The sequence below is a fragment of the Streptomyces sp. NPDC020983 genome (assembly GCF_044333485.1).
GTDB lineage: Bacteria > Actinomycetota > Actinomycetes > Streptomycetales > Streptomycetaceae > Actinacidiphila.
Window position 1 is genome coordinate 105,676 of sequence record NZ_JBIRRA010000016.1, and the last position, 17,286, is coordinate 122,961.

A 17,286-nucleotide genomic window follows, 5' to 3' on the forward strand; every position below is an offset into this window, starting at 1 on the left:
GAGGGCAGGCCAAGCCCGAGGAGGGTGCACTGATGCCGGAGTCCCCCACACCCACACCCGTACGCGACCAGTCGGCCCCCGACGCCGCCGCGGCCCCGCTGCGTATCCCGCTCCCGCTCGTCGCCGCGTGCGGCTGCGGCTCGGGCTGCAGCTGCGGCTGCCAGTCCGGCGGCCCGTGCCAGTGCAGCGGGTGCAGCTGCTGAGCCGCCCGCCGCTGTACCGGTGACCCGCCGTACCGCCGCCCCCGCCGCCCCCGCCGCACCGGCCGCGGGGGCGCGGTGCCGTAACGGGTGCCGGGTCAGACCCGCAGCGGGCCGCCGCAGCGCGGGGCGCCGTCCTTCACCGCGACGAGGTTCGCGGCCACGTACGGGATGCGGTGCGCCTCGTGCCAGGGCGACGGGTAGTACGTCACCAGGCGGGACGTCTGGAAACGGGCGGAGATCCCGGGGACGTAGCGGCGGAAGGCGTCGTCCGTGTAGTACCAGAAGGAGTTCTCGTTGTAGAAGGCCGTGTGCGCCGGGTCCTGGAAGGCGCCGCGGCCGTCCGTGCTCGGGGTGAGGGACAGCAGCATGCCGCCCGGCGCCAGGAGCCGGTGGATCTCGTTGATCAGCCCGGTCTTGTCCGGCACGTGCGGCAGGAAGTCCACCGCGCGGATCACCCCCACCGAGCCGTCCGGCAGGTCGAGCGGGGCGGGCAGCGTGGCCGTGAGGTCCACGCCCTCCCCCGGCTCCCGGTCGACCCCCAGATAGCCGGCGGGCCTGCCGTGCGCGGCCCCCAGGTCGAGGGCCGGCAGGCCCTCCCTCTCCGCCCAGGCCAGCGCGTTGCCCTCGATGTGCCGGTCGTAGAGCGCGACCGTCTCGCGCTGGATGCGGGCGTTCGTCTCCGGGTCGCGCTGGGTGCTGCCCGCGTGCACGCGCTGGAGGTACAGGCAGCGCGGGATGTGGTGGAAGGGCCCGGCCTGGTAGAGCCGGCACATCAGGTCCTGGTCGTCGAGCACCTCCCGCTCCGCGTCGTAGCCGCCGACCTTGTCGTAGGCGTTGAAGCGGAAGGCGCGCACATGGTTGGGCGCGTACCAGATGTACGACACGTTGTGCGGGACGGGCGCGAGCGAGCGCAGGCTCAGCACGGCGCGGCCGCCGACCTCCGCGTCCTCGTACTCCCAGCCGTGCGCGGCGTCGAAACGCGAGGTGTCGGCGCTGCCGTCCTCCCGGATCTGGGCGCAGTCGCTGTAGACGAGCACGGCGTCCGGGTCGGCGTCGAAGGCCTCGACGATCCGCGCGAGGCAGTCCGGGGCGAGCACGTCGTCGTGGTCCAGCTCGACCAGGAACTCCCCCCGCGTCACCGCGCACGCCCGCCGCTTGGCCGCCCCGACCCCCTTGACCTCGTCCGCGACCTCGACCCGCACCCGCTCGTCCGGCTGCTCGGGCCGCCACCGCGCCCCCCGGTTGAGCAGCACCACCCACTCCCACCCGGTGAACGTCTGCCGCCGCAGCGACGCGAGGCACTCGTCGAGGAAGCGCGGCTCGTGGCTGGCGGTGAACACGGACACCCGCGGACTCGGCGCACCCCGCCCCCGCCCCCCGCGGCTCACCACCCGCCGCGCTTTCCGGTGCTGCGACAGGCCATGTTCTCTCCCGCGTGATGAGCCGGACGGTCGCTCGGGGCGAAGACGGTCCCTCCCATCGTGCGTCCCCCTCCCCCGCGGCCCCTCCCGGACACGCACGCCCTCCCCCGTACGGCCGCACCCGCCCGGCGCCGCGCCCGCCGGGCCGCCGCGGCCGGCGCCGCGCGGATGTCGAAAACGCGGCGCCGGCTCCGTCCCGGGGGTACCAGTAGCCGGAACGGACCGCGCAACGATAAGGAGCACCCCCGTGACGATCCAGCGGATGGACAACGTGGGCGTCGTCGTCGACGACCTGGCGGCCGCCGTCGCCTTCTTCACCGCCCTCGGCATGGAACAGGAGGGCGAGGCGGAACTCTCGGGGAGCTGCCCGGACCAGATGCTCGGCCTCGACGGAGTCCGCACCACCATCGCGATGATGCGCACCCCCGACGGCAACGGAAAGCTCGAACTGACGGCCTTCCACTCCCCCGCGGCGATCCCCGCCACCCCGTCCGCCCCGCCACCCCACACCCTCGGCCTGCACCGCGTCATGTTCGCCGTCGACGACCTCGACGCCACCCTGGCCCGCCTGCGTCCGCACGGCGCCGAACTCGTCGGCGAGGTGGCCCGGTACGAGAACGCCTACCGTCTCTGCACCGTCCGCGGCCCCGCGGGCATCCTCGTCGCCCTGGCCGAACAGATCGGCTGACGCCCCCGGCGGCGCCGCGTACCGCCCGGGCGGGCGGCCTGCTCCGGCGGCCAGGAGCAGCGGCGCCCTTCGAAGCGGTGCAACGGACGGGCGTGATCCGCAGGTTGCCGGATCGGGGGTCCCCCGGACGGCACGGGCCTGCTCTGGTCCCGGTCGCCGAGGCACGGGGGGGCCATGGATGCCGCACCGGAGGATCGGCCGCCTCAGGACCGTCCGGCGGGGGACGACCGACACGGACACCGTGCCGCGGGACGCTCCCCGGCCGCATCCGCGGGAGCGGTTCACCCGGACGCAGCTGGCGTCCCGTCGGCCTGGGCGGCAGGCGGGCTGCTGATCTGGGCGGGACGGGCCGGACGGGCCGGGATGAACGGCCCGTCCGGCCCTGAAATGGCTGGACTGTGCGATGGGCCCTCGGCAGGATGCGCGGCATGGGAAACACGCGTGCGTGGCCGGTGCTGCAGACCACGGACCTGGGGGAGGCGTTCGCCCTGGCCGAGAGACTGCTGTCCGTCGCCTCCTGGTACGACCCGACGGGGTGCCACCTGGATGCCTGGGCGCACAGCCAGGACGTCCTGGAGCGCCTGGTCGGTACCTTCCCCGAGGCGAGGGTGAAGTCCTACGCGAAGGACGGCACCGGGCTTCCCGTGCACGTGTCCCTGGGCGTCGCTTCCGTTGCCGAGGCGCGAGAGGCCCTGGTCGCATGGTCCGGCATCACGACGGGCCACGTGCTGTGGTACGACCTGAAGTGGCCGTCCGTGCCCGAACTCGGACTGGAGCACGAGGAGTACAAATACGCCGAGCTCCAGATCGCCTGCAACAGCCAGGACATCCACTGCTCCGAGTGGACCGCGGAGCACACCGTGTTCGTCCACGCCCGGCCCGGGGACGACCTGCGCCCCGCCTGGCTCGCGGCCCAGGCCGGCGCCGCCATCGTCGGACCTCCCGAACACGGCTGGTAGACCCCCGCCCGAGCCGGTACCGGCTGGTGGTGGCCGGCACTGAGGATGGGAGCGCGATGCCCGACGAAGAGTCCACCGGGCCCTCCACATTGCTCTGCGACGGCCCGTCCCACGAGGTGGTGCTCATCGACTGCGGGCCCCGCGAGAGGGAGGTGATCCTGGCGGTGCGCAAGGTGAGCGGGCTGAGCGTGTGGCACAGCCGGGACCTGGCGCGCGAAGCTCCCGTCGTTCTCGCAGGCGGTCTGACCGCGTACGGGGCCCAGTCCGCCGTCGCCCTGCTCCGAAGCGCCGGCGCCGAAGCACAGTGGCGCCAGGCCCCGCCCCCCACCACTCCCTCACCCTGACGCCCCGCACACGCACGCACCCCCTCCCCGCGGGAGAACCCGCAGGTAGCGGTACGGGAGCATCCCCGGCGGGCCCGCGGCTCTGCCCATGCGCCGGAGCGTTCACCCGGGTCAGGCCGCATGCGCGGTGAACACGACGGATGAGGTGTCGCCGTCGAGGGCGATGGTGAGCGACGCATCGAGGGCGTTGGCGAGGCGGGCCAGCAGCCGGAGCGTGGGGACGGCGCCGCCCAGTTCGAGCTTGGAGATCTGGGGCTGGGTCATGTTCGCCCGCCTGGCGAGCTCGCTCTGGGAGATGCCCAGCTCGATCCTGCGGTCGTGGACGGCCTGCCCGAGATCGAAGGCCAAGCGGATCTCCGTGCGCATCGCCTCGACCCCTGGCGCCTCAGCTCCACCCTCGGCGATGGCGCGTTCACGGTTGAGTCTCCATCGAGAGTGGTTCATCAGGCCTCTCCCTTCGTGATGTCTCGGCTGAACTCGTCATGCGCTGTGTGGCTCTCGGTCTCGCAGACCGTCATAGCGTGCTTCGCACGTGCCAGGGACGTTGTCGAAGGCCGTCGGCGGCCTCCTCGGACGCCCCCAGGGTGCGTCCGGCACCTGCGGCCCCGTAGCCTCGGCCGAGGCACCTTCAGCGGTCTGGCGCGGCTGGACTGCCGACGTACGTCTGAAGCCTCTCCGCGACGGCGATCCACACTCGTCCACTACGTGGGATAACACCTCTGACCTGCGAAAATCGCGACAGCTGAGCGCTCCGGGGCACTTCTGACCTAGCACATGTGTATCTTATTTGATACGCTCTTCGTCAAGGATCTGCGAGAGGAGGACGCCATGGCGACCCCGCACAGCGCATTTTGGGATGACCTCGCCGAGGACCTGCAAGACCCTGAGTTCCTCCGCCACTACGTGGTTGAGTCCATGCGTATCGCCACCATCGACCGGATCGTCAATGCCCTGGACGAGGCACGTGACGCGGCGGACCTCTCGAAGGCCGCTCTGGCACGTGCGATCAGCGCGGAGCCGGCGGTTGTGCGGCGGCTGTTCTCGGCAGGTCATGTCAACCCCACTCTGGGCACGCTCGCCGAGGTGGCGACTGCGCTCGGGATGCGGATCACCCTTGAGCCGTTGCCTGCGGCCGAGCGGAAAGCAGTGACGGATCCGCTCCTGGAAGGGCGAGCTGCTGACACCCAAGCGCTCGCGAAGCACCTCAGCGGACTCCGGAGTGGGAAGTCTCGATCGGGTGCGGCCGCCTGAGCCGATCGATTGTCACAGAATGGACCGAGGGTTCCGTTCCACGTACTCCTGGCCGAGGTCCCGCACCGCCTTGTAGTCGCTATCGGCCAGGACGGTGCGGAACGGCTTGTCCAGTCCCGTCACCACCACCAGTAGCGGCTTCTCGTACCCTTCCGCCTCGTAGTCAAGCAAGCAGAACAGCCGGTAGTGGTGGCGCTTGGGTCCGTCGACGCGTACCTCGTACCAGCCGGTCATGTCGCCTTTCATCGCCTCCCAGTAGCCACCCCCAGCGAAACTCTTGGGCGGGGCCGTAGCTACAGCCACGAGAACCGACTGCATGTGGGCGCGCACCTTGACCGGACACACATCGCGCAGGAAGGCTCGTCCGGGGGCCATCTCCTGAGGGTCGTCTGCGGAGTGGCGTCGAAAGTACACGACCTCATGCGCGTCGTCGCTGGACGGTCGGCTCTTCACTTGAGGAGTCGTTGCTGCTCGCGCCGAGGACCGGCGACGGTCACGTGGATCCGGGGTCACATCCGGATCATTGCCCACCGTCTGCTGCTGAGTGTGTGATTTCCCGAACTACCCTGGGCACAGGTGGCTTCCACGCGTGATCTCGGAGTTGGTCACCTACGCGGTCCGCTACGGGGAGGCGGAGGAGGAGTGGCGCGTCCGCGTCGAGTGGCGGCGCGAGGGAACCGACCTCCGTGGGGGGGCGGTGGCGGTGACCCGGTCACCAGACGACGATGCCCCCGGCCTCGGCCTTGGCCCGTACCGCGGCTGCGACGATGTTGTCGAAGCGCTCGGTGACGTAGTCGGCCTCGTAACCGCCTTGCCGGGCAAGGTGGCCCAAGTGGGGACGAAGTGCGTCGCACTCGGCAAGGAAATCGTCGATGTCGCCGCGCTCCACGTAGAGATCGCCGTCGCGCAGCCGCGGGAAGAAACGGCAGCCCAGGGCGCGTATCGCCGCACCGCCCCACAGGCGGGTCCGGGTGCTCTCGAAACCGGCCAGAGTCTCGCCGTACTCGGGGTCGTCCAGGAAGTCGCGGCCACCGTCGGCGTCGTAGACGAAGGTGTGCACGAGGAGACTCATGGGCTGATCCTCCTCATGCGGACCGGACCGTGTCGACCCCGTGCCGTCCGGGTGGGCGGGCGTCGGTTGCCCGCTCCGAGGTGCCGGCGCGGGCGCCACGGACCGGCCGTGCCCTCCCGGCCCGCCGCGCCACGACCCGGCCGAGCACCCCGCTGGCCCGCGCGAGGCCCCGGACGCACGCATGCCCCCTACCCCGCGGGGACCCGCAGGCAGGGGGCACGTCGGCGGAGAAGTCCTACTTCTTGCCCTGGTTCTCGCTGGCTAACGCGGCCACCTGCGTCATCCCTGCTCAGCGTGCCTGCCCGCCACTCCCCCGCCATCGTCATTGGTCGTCTCCGGGCACCCACGAGCACCCTCGCACGGCCCACAGACGGCCCAGGATCTACGCGCTGACGGGCAACTCACGAGCACGGGCCCGGGCGTCGGCGCGCAGCCTCTTCAGTTCGCCGTAGAACGGGTTGCGGTTGTTCTGGTCCAGGTTCAGCGGCAGGTCGAGTCGGGAGATGAGTTGCTTCTCCAGCTCCCAAGGTTCGCTGCTCTCGATCCAGCACACGCGCGCGTGCTCCGCCATCCACGCGCTCAGCTCAGCCTCGCCGGCCTTGCCGAAGGTCATCCGCTTGCCGCTCCCCACGCGGCGCAGCTCAAGCCCGAGCAAGCACCCGAGCGTGAGCCGCAGCGTCGAGCCGGCCGCATTGCCGCGGTAGTGATTGCGCACCCGCTTTCGCAGGCTTTGCGTACTGGCCCGGTTTGCCATGTACCGCGGGGCTATCCCGAGGTAGAGCAGACGGTCGGCCTCCAGAGCGGGGTGTGGCGCCCGCTCAAAATGCCACCCGTACACCCCTGCCACCGCTGGCACCGGGCTCGGCCGCGCCAACACCTCCCGCGCCGACCACAACCGATCGGGACTGACAACAGCCGTAGCTTTCACGAAGCCCCCTTGCACCTCGATTGATCGCCAAGTCTCAGCCCTTCGCACCGACGAGGGACCCTTCAGCCTGTGGACCGGATTCGTCCGATCGGATCGCGAACGCGGCTGGCGTTCGGGTGATCGTAAGGGATCGCGCAGCAGATGGATTGGGCAGCAACCTGGGACGAGCCAAGCACGTCGATACTGCTGTACAAGCAAGCATCGCGATCTAACATCGTCTGTCACAAGGACCAGGTGGCCTCCAAGCGGGGAGGGACCGGGGAGGGACCGTGCCAGAAGAGCAGGCGCAGGGGGCCATGTCACAGGGGCCTCGCACCTACGAAGAGATCATCAACGACCCATGGGTGACCGATGAGGAGCGTGATCGCGCCAAAGCAGACTCTCTGTTGGGGCATATGGCGGCTCTTTTGTTCCAGCGAGGAGACGTCGCGCACGTAAATTTGCTAATGCTAGTTCGTGACACTCGAATAGAACACGACGGCGAGTCGCGCACAGAAGACCTATGGCTGGAGATTGACTCAGTTAATCAGGCGGCTTTCACGGATGAAGTAAAGACGCATCTAATCTCGGTGTTTCACCAGGTGAGTGGCCGCCTCGATTACGGCGTCGATTGGCTCGGTTTTCGGGAAACTCTGCCTCAGGTTGGACCTGATTGGCGCGAACGACTCCGGGATATGATGAGTTCAGATCGGCCAACAAATCAGGCTCGACGCACGATGCCCGAAAAGCCTCAGTTCTTGGTGGACGGGCTAGCATTCACGAACTTCGGCGAGAGGCGCGTCTACCAAGCATTGAAACACCTACAGGAGAAGGATCTTCCGGCCGAGGAGACCATCTCTATCTTCCCCCTGCCGAATGGTCGCGTTCCAAACCACACCTGGGAACCAGACCTGCTTGTGACATATAGGGGGCGCGCTGGAGTCATCGAGATCGACGGACCAAATCACCGTGCACGGCGGGCAGTTGATACCTCCCGCGATCACCTGCTCCGAGACGCTGGAATTGCCTTCGTTGACCGTATTCCCGTCGAAGTTATAGACGACCCTCAAGAGCTTTTGACTTCCCTCAAGCGATTCCTCCGCCGCTTGAGGGAGTGCCCGTGACTATCACGGGCCCCTCTTAATCTCTTCACTGCGGTCACCGACAGCAAAACGGCCCTCGGCCCTCAAAGTGGTACGGCAAGATAAGACTGGATTAACAAGCCGGACCTCCACCAACAGACTCCAGATACTGAATCGCGGAGCGCAAGCCTTGATTAAACGAGTCCAATTCGTCAAGTTCAAGCAGTTCAATCAGGCAACCTTCGACTTCCGCCCATCGAATGTCACCTTTCTCGCCGGCGGAAACAACTCAGGGAAGTCTTCAATCCTGCATGGGCTAGCCGTGTGGGAATTCTGCAAGATTGCATCGCTCATGGAACGCGGCGAGGATGCCTTCCTTGCAGTAGCTGAAGGTCGTCAAGGTTTTGGCTTGGGCGACGACGAATTCTCTCCGATCAATCTCCCGTCGCTCAAACACCTGTGGACAAACCTAAAGACGGCCAAGGGAGAAGCCGATCCGGATGGATACACGCTGAAGATCCGCTGCGAGTGGGACGGGACCAACGAAGAGAAGCATCTAGAATTTGCACTGTCTCTCGCAAACGATAGGCTTTTCATCAAACCTACTTCGAGCAATTTGCAGGCTGGGGACCCTGTTCCAACGGCGGCGCTACTCCCTCCCTTTGCAGGGATATCAGCGCGCGAGGCACGTATCGTGGGAGCTCTTCGGCGTAGGCGTATCGGCGAGGGCTTGGCCGGCGCCGTTCTACGTAATCTTCTTCTAGATATGTATCAGGCGAACCTACGTGAGCGCGAGAGGCTCCGGGCAGGCAAATCGAAAATCTCTGACAACGACTTGAAGCGCCTCCGCGAGAACGATCCTTGGGAACTCCTACAAGAGGCACTACGCCGAACATTCTCAGCCGAGCTCATAATCGGCGACTTTCGCGAAGAATACCACTCCTATATCAATGTGCAGGTCTCTAAGGGCGAAGTGGAGGGATACAAACTCACTCGATGGTCAAAGTACAACCCAAAGGACCTTATGGTGGAAGGGAGCGGATTTTTGCAATGGCTGAGCGTCTTCACGCTAGCCACTGCTGACGATGTTGACGTCTTGCTGCTGGATGAGCCCGACGCTCATTTGCACCCGACGCTACAATCCCAGATGGTCGAACAGTTGGAGTCTTTGGCTACTCGCAAAAATAAGCAAGTCCTGCTAGCAACGCACTCCAGTGAAATCCTAAAGACAGTCGCTCACGAGAAGATATTCCAGGTCCGAAGGCAAGGATCGGGCTACCTCAGGGACGATCGGCAGAAAGTCGGACTTCTCGCAGGCATCGGTTCCGACTACGCTCCGAAATTGGATCGCATCAGGAATACAAAACGACTCCTCTTCATCGAAGGCTCGTCGGATATCGCCATTCTAAAGAAGTTTGCCGAAATCACCGGAATCGAATGGCATGAGAGCTGGGTTCCGTGGCAGACAACTGCCCCCCATAAAGAGAGGGGGCATGTTTTCCGCGCTATATCAGACGAGGTGCCGAACTTGGTGGCCTTTAGTCTTCGAGACCGCGACGACGAGACATTCGAGACTGTCGGGCCAGATTTGGAAGAAAAAGGTTACAAGCCCACTCCTAACTTCCATGTTAGGAAATGGCGTCGGCGGTATATCGAGGGGTACTTGATCCTCCCTCGCGCACTGTCGAAAGCTGCTGGCGAGACCGAGGAAGGGATTGTATCTCGCCTTCGCGATGATTTTGGGATTGCGATCGGGGAAAGCTTCAAACAATCAGAAGCACCTTCAGCCATCCTTGACATGCGCGCGAAAGAGATCCTCCGTGCATTCGATGTTTCGTCTGCCGAAGTAGCCTCCCACTTCACGGCAGATGAGGTATGTGAGGACATCGTGACAATCTTGAAGCAGTTGGACAGTAGCGCCGGTTAGGAATCCGGACGGGTCGGTGGAGCGGGTTTGGGCGGGAGCTGCCATGGGGCGAGAGATCGGGGCCCATAAGCTTGCGGCGACTCGGGCAGGCTGTGGACCTGCCCGCAATAGCCCGAAGTGGGCCCGATCTTCGAGGCTCGCCCCATGGTGGCTGCCTAAAGCCGCGGAGTCGACCGCCCCAGCCACAGCCGGCCCCGTTTGAACCTGGTCATTCGGCTCGCTGCTGGCGCGCGACCGGCGGAGCCGGGGACGGAGCGGGGCGGAGACAGGAGCGGCGTCCCCGGCGGTGAGCCGGGGAGCGCGCGGCGAGCGCCAGCGAGCCGCCTTGAACCCGTGAAGAAGGTTGTAACTCAGTAGGCGTGCAGTGCGTCAGAGCAGGTATGTGCCGTCGTGGGTCCGGATGGCTGGCTGGAGTGGCTGATCGAGGGCGTCTGTGATGCGGATGGCGAAGGCCTCGGTGGCGAGTTGGTTGACCTCGTCGCGGGTTGCCCATCGGAGGGCCTTTGTCTCCGGGCCGGTGGTGAGGGCTCCTCCTGTCGCCTCGCAGCGGAAGACCAGGGAGACGACCAGGGCCGTCATGTTCTTGTACACGCCGGTTAGCGTGGCTGGGAGCGCGATGGTGAGGCCGGTTTCTTCGAGGACTTCGCGGTAGAGGGCTTCCGGGATCGATTCATCGGCTTCGAGCACTCCGCCGGGCGGCTCCCAGTGGCCGTTGTCCCGGCGCTGAATGAGAAGCGCGCGGCCCTGATCGTCGACGATGACGCCGGCGACGCTGACCGAGTGCTGGCGCTCAGGCTCCACGGAAGCGCCAGAGGGGGGCCGTGTACTGGTCAGGGTGAGAGGTGATGAGGAGGGCTCGAAGGTCTGCGCGTTGGGCGCCGTCGAAGCGCAGGGCTTCCGTCAGGCGGCGGAAGGTCGTGTGGGTGATGCCGCGGGCGCGGGCGTCTGCCTCGAACTCGGCCAGGTGGGACAGGGCGGTGTCCGCGTCCAAGGGCTTGGTTGCCTGGTCCGTGAGCCAGAGGGCCTTGTTGCGTTCGTAGTCGATCTCCGAGTAGCCACAGACTTCGCGGCTGCGGGCCTCGGCTTCCTTCAGGCTCGTGGTCGACAGCAGGCGGCGGGCCAACTCGTTGCGCTGGAGGGCTTCGTCCAGGTCGGCTTCGTGGACGGTGGGGCTCTCGTCGGTGAGCGGGATCAGAAGACCTGCGTCCCGGACTTCGCACAGGCCGCGGGCGCCTCGGGCGGCGGCCGCGAGCATCGCCGTCGTCTCGGAGGGGTGCCACTCCAGGACGGAGCTGATCGGCTCGACTTCCTCAGCTGTCAGCGTGTGGATTCGCGAGCCGAGGCGTTCGCGCAGGTCCTCGGCCGGGATCTCGCCGTCCAGACCCGGCCCTGCGACCAGCAGGCGCATTTCCGCGGTGACCCGGGCGCATGCCGCCAGTGTGAGGGCGTCGCCGAGCGGGCTCTTGAGGGTGGGCTCGTCGCCGCGGGCGAGGATGTCGCCGCCGACGTCCAGGACGTCGATGGACTGCGGTGACAGCTCCGCGATCAGCTCTTCGAGTTGGCGGGCTACGCCCTCTGCCCCGTGGTGGGGGTCGATGAGGGCGAAGGCTTGCGGCAGTTCGGCGGCCAGTCGGGGCAGTGTCGAGCCGGCCGGCGGGATCGGCTGGGCATCGGCGGGGACGATGTGGACGTGTGGTGTGAGCTGTCGCAGACCGGTGAAGTTGGCCGGTCCTCGGGGGCCCGGGACGGGGTCGATGATCAGGCGGTCCCACGCGTAGGTGAGGATCACCGCCGGGTCCCGGTCGCCGTGCAGAGCGGCGTCCAGCATCGCGGCGGCGGCCGCGTCGCCCCCTCCTCCGGCTGCCACGATCAACCGCGTCATGCGGTCAGCGTATGGCTTCCGCGATGAGCCACTCACCCTATAGTGGCTGGTGGTAATAGCCACTTGGACCAGAGGAGGCGTGATGCCGCAGATCGAGGAGGCTCAGCCGAAGTACCTCCAGATCGCGCACTACATCCGCGATCAGATCCTGCGCGGTGACCTTCGCCCCGGCGACGAGGTGCCCTCGGAGCGGCAGCTCGCCACGGACTGGAACGTCTCGCGGCCCACGGCCGCGCGCTCGTTGGAAGCCCTGAGCAATCAGGGCCTGGTCGAGAAGCGGCAGGGCTCCGGGACGTACGTGCGGAGCCTCGAAGTCAACCGGCGGGCACGGGAGCTGTACGGCCGGGCGAAGCAGACCGGGAAGATCTACACGCCCGGGGAGTACGCCGTCATCACCTCCGCGGGATGGCTGGACGCACCCGACCATGTCGCCGAGGCCCTGCAACTGACCAAGAGCCCCAGGGCAGTTCACCGCCGTCGTGTGACGAATGACGCCACCGGGCCGATCACCTTGTCCACCTCGTGGTTCACCGCCGACGTGGGCCGCCGGGCGCCCAGGCTCCTGGACCCCGAGCGTATCCAGGAGGGAACGCTCATGTATGTGGAGCAGATGACCGGGCGGCAGGGCAGCTACGCCGAGGACCGCATGTGCGCCCGGGCCGCCACGGAGGAGCAAGCCGCAGATCTCGGCCTGCCTCCGGGCTCTCCCGTGCTGATCGTGCACCACGTCGTCTACGACCTGCAGGACCGTCCCCTGGAGTTCGCCGAGGCGACGTATCCGCCAGAGCGCTGGGCCTTCGAGCAGGGTTACCCGCTGACCTGATGTGGCAACTTTCCGTGCTGAACAGCTTGCGCAACGCGAGTGGCCAATGCCACTATCCACTAGTGGCTAAGGCCACCTGACACTGCATCAGCAAACACCGCAAGGACAGGCCATGCCCTCTGACGCTGCCGCGCCCATCGCGGCCACCCACAGTCTGTGGACGATCGCCCGCATTCAGGATGTGCTGACAAGCCCGGTCCTGGTCCGTCGGTTCCTTCTCGACCTGGCGCACGCGCCCGAGCCGGAGGTCATGAACGTGTTCACGGCCTGGCGACGAGTCGCGGCGACGATCGAGGCCCATGCCGCTCGGTCGTCCGCCTCCGAAACGGTCACCGCACCGGAGCGGTTGGCCGAGGGGCGGTTGTGACGACCCCCGTCGAATCCGACCCGCGATGAAGAGTCGGCGCAGGCGTCCACGCGCGTTCCACCGCGCACCGGAGGCAGTGACGTGGAGCCGCGAGCAGGCGGGCCCGACGAAACGGGCGCTCGCTCAGCGGGTCGGCACCCCCGAAGTGCCGGCGAGTCCGATCGAGCCTGTTGGCGCCGTGCCACTCCCGCCAGCCTGGCGGAGATCACTGACGCCCCCAACTGCTCGGCGGTCTCCCTGAGGCGCAAGCAGGCCCCCGGCCCAGTCGGCCAGCGGGCCTGAGATGAAGCTGCCCGCGGCAGAAAGGGCCTTTCCTCGCCACAAGTGGACTAAGCCACTATCCACAAAGCGGCCAAGGCCACCCGAGGAGTGCGGTTGTGAGCCGTGAGCAGCGCCGCGGAGGCGCGTGACCGACGCGCCCGATCTGACGGGGTCGGGGGAAACTGATCGGCTCCCGTGCCGCGTTGGTGCTCTCCGTCGTAGCCGACCGTTTCCCGCAACCCGCGCAAGCGGCGCTGCCTGGACTGCAACAGCACAGGTAAGGAGTAGTTCAGATGGATGAGATCGAAGAGTTCGGCGACTTCGGGTTCATCGGCGGCCCGACCGTGGGTGGCGGATCCGGCGAACCCAACGGTGCGATGACCCTCTACCCCGTCCCGGAATCCGTCGGGCGGGCGAGGCGCTGGTTCCGGCACTTCGTGGAGCCGCACAAACCCGTTTGCTCCATGGACGACTGCGTGTGCGTGATCTCGGAGTTGGTCACCAACGCGGTCCGCTACGCGGAGGCGGAGGAGGAGTGGCGCGTCCGCGTCGAGTGGCAGCGCGAGGGAACCGACCTCCGTGTCGACGTGCACAGCCCGGGAGCTCCGGCAAAGGTGCGGGCGCTTCCGTACACCGAGGACTCGGAGAACGGCCGGGGCCTGTGGCTCGTGGAAGCGCTGACGGATTCCTGGAACGTGGGGCCCAGCCCCTTCGGCGGGACGGTCGTGTCCTTCGTCATGGCCAACGCCTGGCCGGCGTGAGGGCGGCACGCTCCGGGACCTGCCGCTGCCCGGGCCCGTGGCGGACGCCTTACGCGCGCACATGAAGCGGTTCCCGCCGGTGGACATCACGCTGCCGTGGAAGGTGGCGAGTGGGCCGCTGGTGACGAGGAAGCTCGTCTTCACGGGACCCATGGGTGGGCACGTGTGGCGCAGCTCGTTCAACCCGGACACGTGGAAGCGGGCGCTTGCTGCGGCTGGGGTGATCCCGGCCCGGCAGAAGGGCGCGGAGTACGCCTCTGCACGGGAGCACGGCATGCACGCGCTGCGCCACTTCTACGCCTCCGTGCTGCTGGACGCTGGCGAGAGCGTCAAGGCGCTGGCCGAGTACCTGGGCCACTCCGACCCGGGCCTGACGCTGCGGGTGTATGCGCACCTCATGCCGAGCAGCCAGGAGCGCACCCGCAGAGCAGTAGCTGAGATCTACAACTACGGTCCGTCCAAGCTGGAGAGCGAGTGATCCCGCCAGTGCATCTCAAACTGTGAGGCTGAGGGCCGAACCCTCAGAGAATGACGGTCCGAGCGTCAGATTCTGGGGCCGCAGGCTCAGTTTCTGAGGGTGGCACGTCTACTTTCTGACGGTCACGGTTGAACGCGCCCGGGGAGACGTGACAGTCTTAGTGGGCACCCACTAAGAGTGGGCCTGGCTCCGGCGGCAACCAGAACCAGGCCCGTTGCGCATCATCGAGCCCGGTCGCCTCTCCAGAGACCGGGCTCGCCGCATTTGCGGCTTCCGGTCGCTCCCGTGCTCTCGCGCAGCATGGTCACCTCACCATCTGTGCCACGCTGGTGACGATGGTCACGATCAGGCCAGCGCCCGCTAACCAGACCTGCCACCTCTCGGCGCCTGTCCACGGCCTTCGGGGCTTGGGCTTCTCACCCATCGCACCGCCTCCCTTCTCTTCCGACCGACCCGCTCGCCGCGGGCCGGGGCCTGCGAACTCGCGTCACCCCGAACGGAGTTCAGGGGAAGAGAAGGTGAAGCGCGCAAAAGCATAACGGTAGGCGGGCTGGTTCTGGGACCACCGCTTCTCCAGCCCCTGGGGCCAGCGGCCACGCCGGAGCCCGTGCCCCAACCCGAGCCAGGGCAAGAGCCACGGGCCCACGGCCCACACACGGCCCAGGACGCAGTCATGCCCCGTCCCGCGGGAGAACCCGCAGGTAGGGGGCATGATCGCGTCGCGAGATTACTTCTTGCCCTGGTTCTTGACCGCCTCGATCGCTGCGGCGGCGGCGTCGGGGTCGAGGTAGCGGCCGCCGGGGGTCACCGGGTGGAAGTCGGTGTCCAGGTCGTAGGCGAGGGGGATGCCCGTGGGGATGTTGAGGGCGGCGATGTCCGCGTCGGAGATGCCGTCGAGGTGCTTGACCAGGGCGCGCAGGGAGTTGCCGTGGGCGGCGACGAGGACGGTGCGGCCGGTGAGGAGGTCGGGGACGATCGCGTCGTACCAGTAGGGGAGCATCCGGTGGACGACGTCCTTGAGGCACTCCGTGCGCGGGCGCAGCTCCGGGGGGATGGTGGCGTAGCGCGGGTCGTCGCTCTGGGAGAACTCGGTGCCGTCCTCCAGCGGGGGCGGCGGGGTGTCGTAGGAGCGGCGCCACAGCATGAACTGCTCCTCGCCGAATTCGGCGAGGGTCTGGGCCTTGTCCTTGCCCTGGAGGGCGCCGTAGTGGCGCTCGTTGAGGCGCCAGCTGCGCCGGACCGGGATCCAGTGGCGGTCGGCCGCTTCGAGGGCGAGCTGGGCGGTGCGGATGGCACGCTTCTGGAGCGAGGTGTGCACCACGTCGGGGAGCAGTCCGGCGTCCTTGAGCAGCTCGCCGCCGCGGACGGCCTCCTTCTCGCCCTTGTCGTTGAGGTTGACGTCCACCCAGCCGGTGAACAGGTTCTTCGCGTTCCATTCGCTCTCGCCGTGGCGGAGCAGGATCAGCTTGTACGCAGCAGCAGCCATGCCCCGAGTCTAAGAGAAATGCCGTCGACCCTCGCGACCGGGCTACGTAAGATACGCGCAGCGATTGCGCCTCTTACAAGAGACCTGGGAGTGACCCGTGGCGGCCATCAGCCGAGCGGTACGAGAGACGGCGGGCGGACTGCCGGGGCAGTTCTGGTGGTTGTGGACGAGCACGCTCGTCAACCGGCTCGGCGGCTTCGTCGTGACCTTCCTCGCGCTCTACCTCACCGTTGACCGCGGCTACTCGGCCGCGTACGCCGGTCTGGTGGCCGCCCTCTTCGGGCTCGGCGGCGCGGTGGGGGCGGTGCTGGGCGGGGTGCTGGCCGACCGGCTCGGGCGGCGCGTGACGCTGCTGGCCGCGCAGATCGGCGCCGCCGTGACGACCGCGGTGCTGGGCTTCGCGGACGGGCCGGTCGCGATCGCCGCCGTGGCCACGCTCGTCGGCCTGACCGGCAACGCCTCGCGGCCGGCGCTCTCCGCGATGATCTCCGACCTCGTCCCGGCCGCCGACCGGGTGCGCGCGTACTCCCTCAACTACTGGGCGATCAACATCGGCTTCGGTGTCTCGGCCGCCGCGGCCGGCTTCATCGCCGCCGAGGGTTATCTGTGGCTCTTCCTCGGCGACGCGCTGACCACCGTGCTGTGCGCGGTCGTCGTCTACGCGAAGGTGCCGGAGACCAGGCCGGACGTCCCGCGGGGCGGGGTGCGGGAGGCCGAGGCCCGGGTCACGATCTTCGACGTCCTGCGCGACCGGCGCTTCATGATCCTCACCGGGCTGATCTTCGTCTTCGCCGCCGTGATGCAGCAGGCCAACTCCACGCTCGCCGTCGACATGGGCGAGCACGGGCTCACTTCGCAGCAGTTCGGCCTGATAGCGAGCATCAACGGCGTCGTCATCGTGCTGCTCCAGATCCCCGTCACCCGCATGCTGCGCGCCCGCAGCAACGCGATGCTGCTGGCCACCGGCTGCCTCGTGCTGTCCTGGGGCATCGGGCTCACGGTCTTCGCCACGACGGTGGCGCTCTACTCCCTCACCGTCGCGATCTGGACGGTGGGCGAGATCATCCACGCGCCCGCCTCCATGTCGGCGGTCGCCGAGCTCGCCCCGCAGCACGCGCGCGGCCGCTACCAGGGCGTCTCGACGCTCGCGTGGGCGGCCGCGGCCTTCGCCGGGCCGCTCGTCGGCGGCCTCACCCTCGAGTACCTCGGGCGGGCGACGGTGTGGCTGGGCTGCGCGGTGGTCGGTACGGTCGCGTCGGTCGGCTACTACGTGCTGCTCAAGCCGGGTGCGGCCGGGAAGCGGGTGGTGGCGGGCACGGAGGACGTGACCGCGGAGACCGCCGAGGCGCCCGCGTAGCCCCACGCGGGGCGCAG

General features: G+C 67.7%; 19 protein-coding genes and 1 pseudogene. 12 read left to right on the forward strand and 8 right to left on the reverse strand.

All coding sequences use genetic code 11. The annotated features are described in order from the left end of the window. Positions 1 to 32 precede the first annotated feature (32 nt). Complete coding sequence (locus ACH4SE_RS30575; RefSeq protein ID WP_398546764.1) at positions 33 to 203, forward strand: hypothetical protein; 171 nt, start codon at positions 33 to 35, stop codon at positions 201 to 203. Between the two features lie 95 nt (positions 204 to 298). On the opposite strand, the gene ACH4SE_RS30580 is transcribed toward ACH4SE_RS30575, so the two are convergent. Further along, positions 299 to 1,549: a glycosyltransferase gene (locus ACH4SE_RS30580; RefSeq protein WP_398546765.1), complete on the reverse strand. Its 1,251-nt coding sequence runs from the start codon at positions 1,547 to 1,549 to the stop codon at positions 299 to 301. A 337-nt stretch (positions 1,550 to 1,886) separates the two neighbouring features. Between ACH4SE_RS30580 and ACH4SE_RS30585 the strand changes: the two genes are divergently transcribed. The 3 genes from ACH4SE_RS30585 to ACH4SE_RS30595 all read left to right on the forward strand — a co-directional run bounded on the left by ACH4SE_RS30585 (position 1,887) and on the right by ACH4SE_RS30595 (position 3,615). Continuing rightward, a complete protein-coding gene (locus ACH4SE_RS30585; RefSeq protein ID WP_398546854.1) occupies positions 1,887 to 2,312 on the forward strand; it encodes a VOC family protein in 426 nt (141 codons plus the stop codon). Positions 2,313 to 2,740: 428 nt separating this feature from the next. Continuing rightward, a complete protein-coding gene (locus tag ACH4SE_RS30590) occupies positions 2,741 to 3,271 on the forward strand; it encodes a hypothetical protein (protein ID WP_398546766.1) in 531 nt (176 codons plus the stop codon). Between the two features lie 56 nt (positions 3,272 to 3,327). Continuing rightward, positions 3,328 to 3,615: a ribosomal protein L7/L12 gene (locus ACH4SE_RS30595; protein WP_398546767.1), complete on the forward strand. Its 288-nt coding sequence runs from the start codon at positions 3,328 to 3,330 to the stop codon at positions 3,613 to 3,615. A 111-nt stretch (positions 3,616 to 3,726) separates the two neighbouring features. Here ACH4SE_RS30595 and ACH4SE_RS30600 read toward each other — a convergent pair whose 3' ends face one another. After that, the gene (locus tag ACH4SE_RS30600) at positions 3,727 to 4,059 is read right to left on the reverse strand and encodes a helix-turn-helix domain-containing protein (RefSeq protein ID WP_398546768.1); all 333 of its coding nucleotides are present in this window, start codon (positions 4,057 to 4,059) and stop codon (positions 3,727 to 3,729) included. Positions 4,060 to 4,443: 384 nt separating this feature from the next. On the opposite strand from ACH4SE_RS30600, the gene ACH4SE_RS30605 reads away from it, so the two are divergent. Beyond that, entirely contained in the window at positions 4,444 to 4,866 is a 423-nt protein-coding gene (locus ACH4SE_RS30605; RefSeq protein ID WP_398546769.1) for an XRE family transcriptional regulator, read from the forward strand. Positions 4,867 to 4,878: 12 nt separating this feature from the next. Here ACH4SE_RS30605 and ACH4SE_RS30610 read toward each other — a convergent pair whose 3' ends face one another. The 3 genes from ACH4SE_RS30610 to ACH4SE_RS30620 all read right to left on the reverse strand — a co-directional run bounded on the left by ACH4SE_RS30610 (position 4,879) and on the right by ACH4SE_RS30620 (position 7,169). Next, a complete protein-coding gene (locus ACH4SE_RS30610) occupies positions 4,879 to 5,241 on the reverse strand; it encodes a hypothetical protein (protein WP_398546770.1) in 363 nt (120 codons plus the stop codon). A 337-nt stretch (positions 5,242 to 5,578) separates the two neighbouring features. Further along, entirely contained in the window at positions 5,579 to 5,938 is a 360-nt protein-coding gene (locus tag ACH4SE_RS30615; protein WP_398546771.1) for a hypothetical protein, read from the reverse strand. A gap of 382 nt (positions 5,939 to 6,320) precedes the next feature. Further along, positions 6,321 to 7,169 carry a GIY-YIG nuclease family protein gene (locus ACH4SE_RS30620; protein WP_398546772.1) on the reverse strand — a complete coding sequence of 283 codons (849 nt, stop codon included), beginning with the start codon at positions 7,167 to 7,169 and terminating at the stop codon, positions 6,321 to 6,323. Between ACH4SE_RS30620 and ACH4SE_RS30625 the strand changes: the two genes are divergently transcribed. Both ACH4SE_RS30625 and ACH4SE_RS30630 read left to right on the forward strand, forming a co-directional pair. After that, on the forward strand, positions 7,136 to 7,969 hold the full coding sequence (locus tag ACH4SE_RS30625; RefSeq protein WP_398546773.1) for a hypothetical protein: 834 nt from the start codon (positions 7,136 to 7,138) through the stop codon (positions 7,967 to 7,969). The genes ACH4SE_RS30620 and ACH4SE_RS30625 overlap by 34 nt on opposite strands. A 148-nt stretch (positions 7,970 to 8,117) precedes the next feature. Next, positions 8,118 to 9,854, forward strand: coding sequence for an ATP-dependent nuclease (locus ACH4SE_RS30630; RefSeq protein WP_398546774.1), 1,737 nt, complete (start codon positions 8,118 to 8,120; stop codon positions 9,852 to 9,854). A 369-nt stretch (positions 9,855 to 10,223) separates the two neighbouring features. On the opposite strand, the gene ACH4SE_RS30635 is transcribed toward ACH4SE_RS30630, so the two are convergent. Both ACH4SE_RS30635 and ACH4SE_RS30640 read right to left on the reverse strand, forming a co-directional pair. Beyond that, positions 10,224 to 10,655 carry an NUDIX hydrolase gene (locus tag ACH4SE_RS30635; protein WP_398546775.1) on the reverse strand — a complete coding sequence of 144 codons (432 nt, stop codon included), beginning with the start codon at positions 10,653 to 10,655 and terminating at the stop codon, positions 10,224 to 10,226. After that, positions 10,645 to 11,736 carry a DUF1152 domain-containing protein gene (locus ACH4SE_RS30640; RefSeq protein WP_398546776.1) on the reverse strand — a complete coding sequence of 364 codons (1,092 nt, stop codon included), beginning with the start codon at positions 11,734 to 11,736 and terminating at the stop codon, positions 10,645 to 10,647. Before ACH4SE_RS30640 ends, ACH4SE_RS30635 begins: the two co-directional genes overlap by 11 nt. Before the next feature lie 82 nt (positions 11,737 to 11,818). Between ACH4SE_RS30640 and ACH4SE_RS30645 the strand changes: the two genes are divergently transcribed. From ACH4SE_RS30645 to ACH4SE_RS30660, 4 genes and pseudogenes are all read left to right on the forward strand, one after another. Beyond that, positions 11,819 to 12,559, forward strand: coding sequence for a GntR family transcriptional regulator (locus ACH4SE_RS30645; RefSeq protein ID WP_398546777.1), 741 nt, complete (start codon positions 11,819 to 11,821; stop codon positions 12,557 to 12,559). A gap of 112 nt (positions 12,560 to 12,671) precedes the next feature. Beyond that, positions 12,672 to 12,926: a hypothetical protein gene (locus ACH4SE_RS30650; protein ID WP_398546778.1), complete on the forward strand. Its 255-nt coding sequence runs from the start codon at positions 12,672 to 12,674 to the stop codon at positions 12,924 to 12,926. 638 nt (positions 12,927 to 13,564) lie between these two features. Continuing rightward, positions 13,565 to 13,948 carry an ATP-binding protein gene (locus ACH4SE_RS30655; RefSeq protein ID WP_398546855.1) on the forward strand — a complete coding sequence of 128 codons (384 nt, stop codon included), beginning with the start codon at positions 13,565 to 13,567 and terminating at the stop codon, positions 13,946 to 13,948. Continuing rightward, positions 13,947 to 14,426 (forward strand): annotated as a pseudogene (locus ACH4SE_RS30660) (tyrosine-type recombinase/integrase); the annotation flags it as partial. The gene ACH4SE_RS30655 and the pseudogene ACH4SE_RS30660, both read left to right, overlap by 2 nt. 727 nt (positions 14,427 to 15,153) lie before the next feature. On the opposite strand, the gene ACH4SE_RS30665 reads toward ACH4SE_RS30660, so the two are convergent. Further along, positions 15,154 to 15,912, reverse strand: a complete 759-nt coding sequence (locus ACH4SE_RS30665; protein ID WP_398546779.1) for a phosphoglyceromutase — start codon at positions 15,910 to 15,912, stop codon at positions 15,154 to 15,156. Positions 15,913 to 16,009: 97 nt separating this feature from the next. Between ACH4SE_RS30665 and ACH4SE_RS30670 the strand changes: the two genes are divergently transcribed. Beyond that, positions 16,010 to 17,269 (forward strand): MDR family MFS transporter, encoded by a 1,260-nt coding sequence (locus ACH4SE_RS30670; protein WP_398546780.1) that lies wholly within the window; start codon positions 16,010 to 16,012, stop codon positions 17,267 to 17,269. Positions 17,270 to 17,286: the final 17 nt, after the last annotated feature.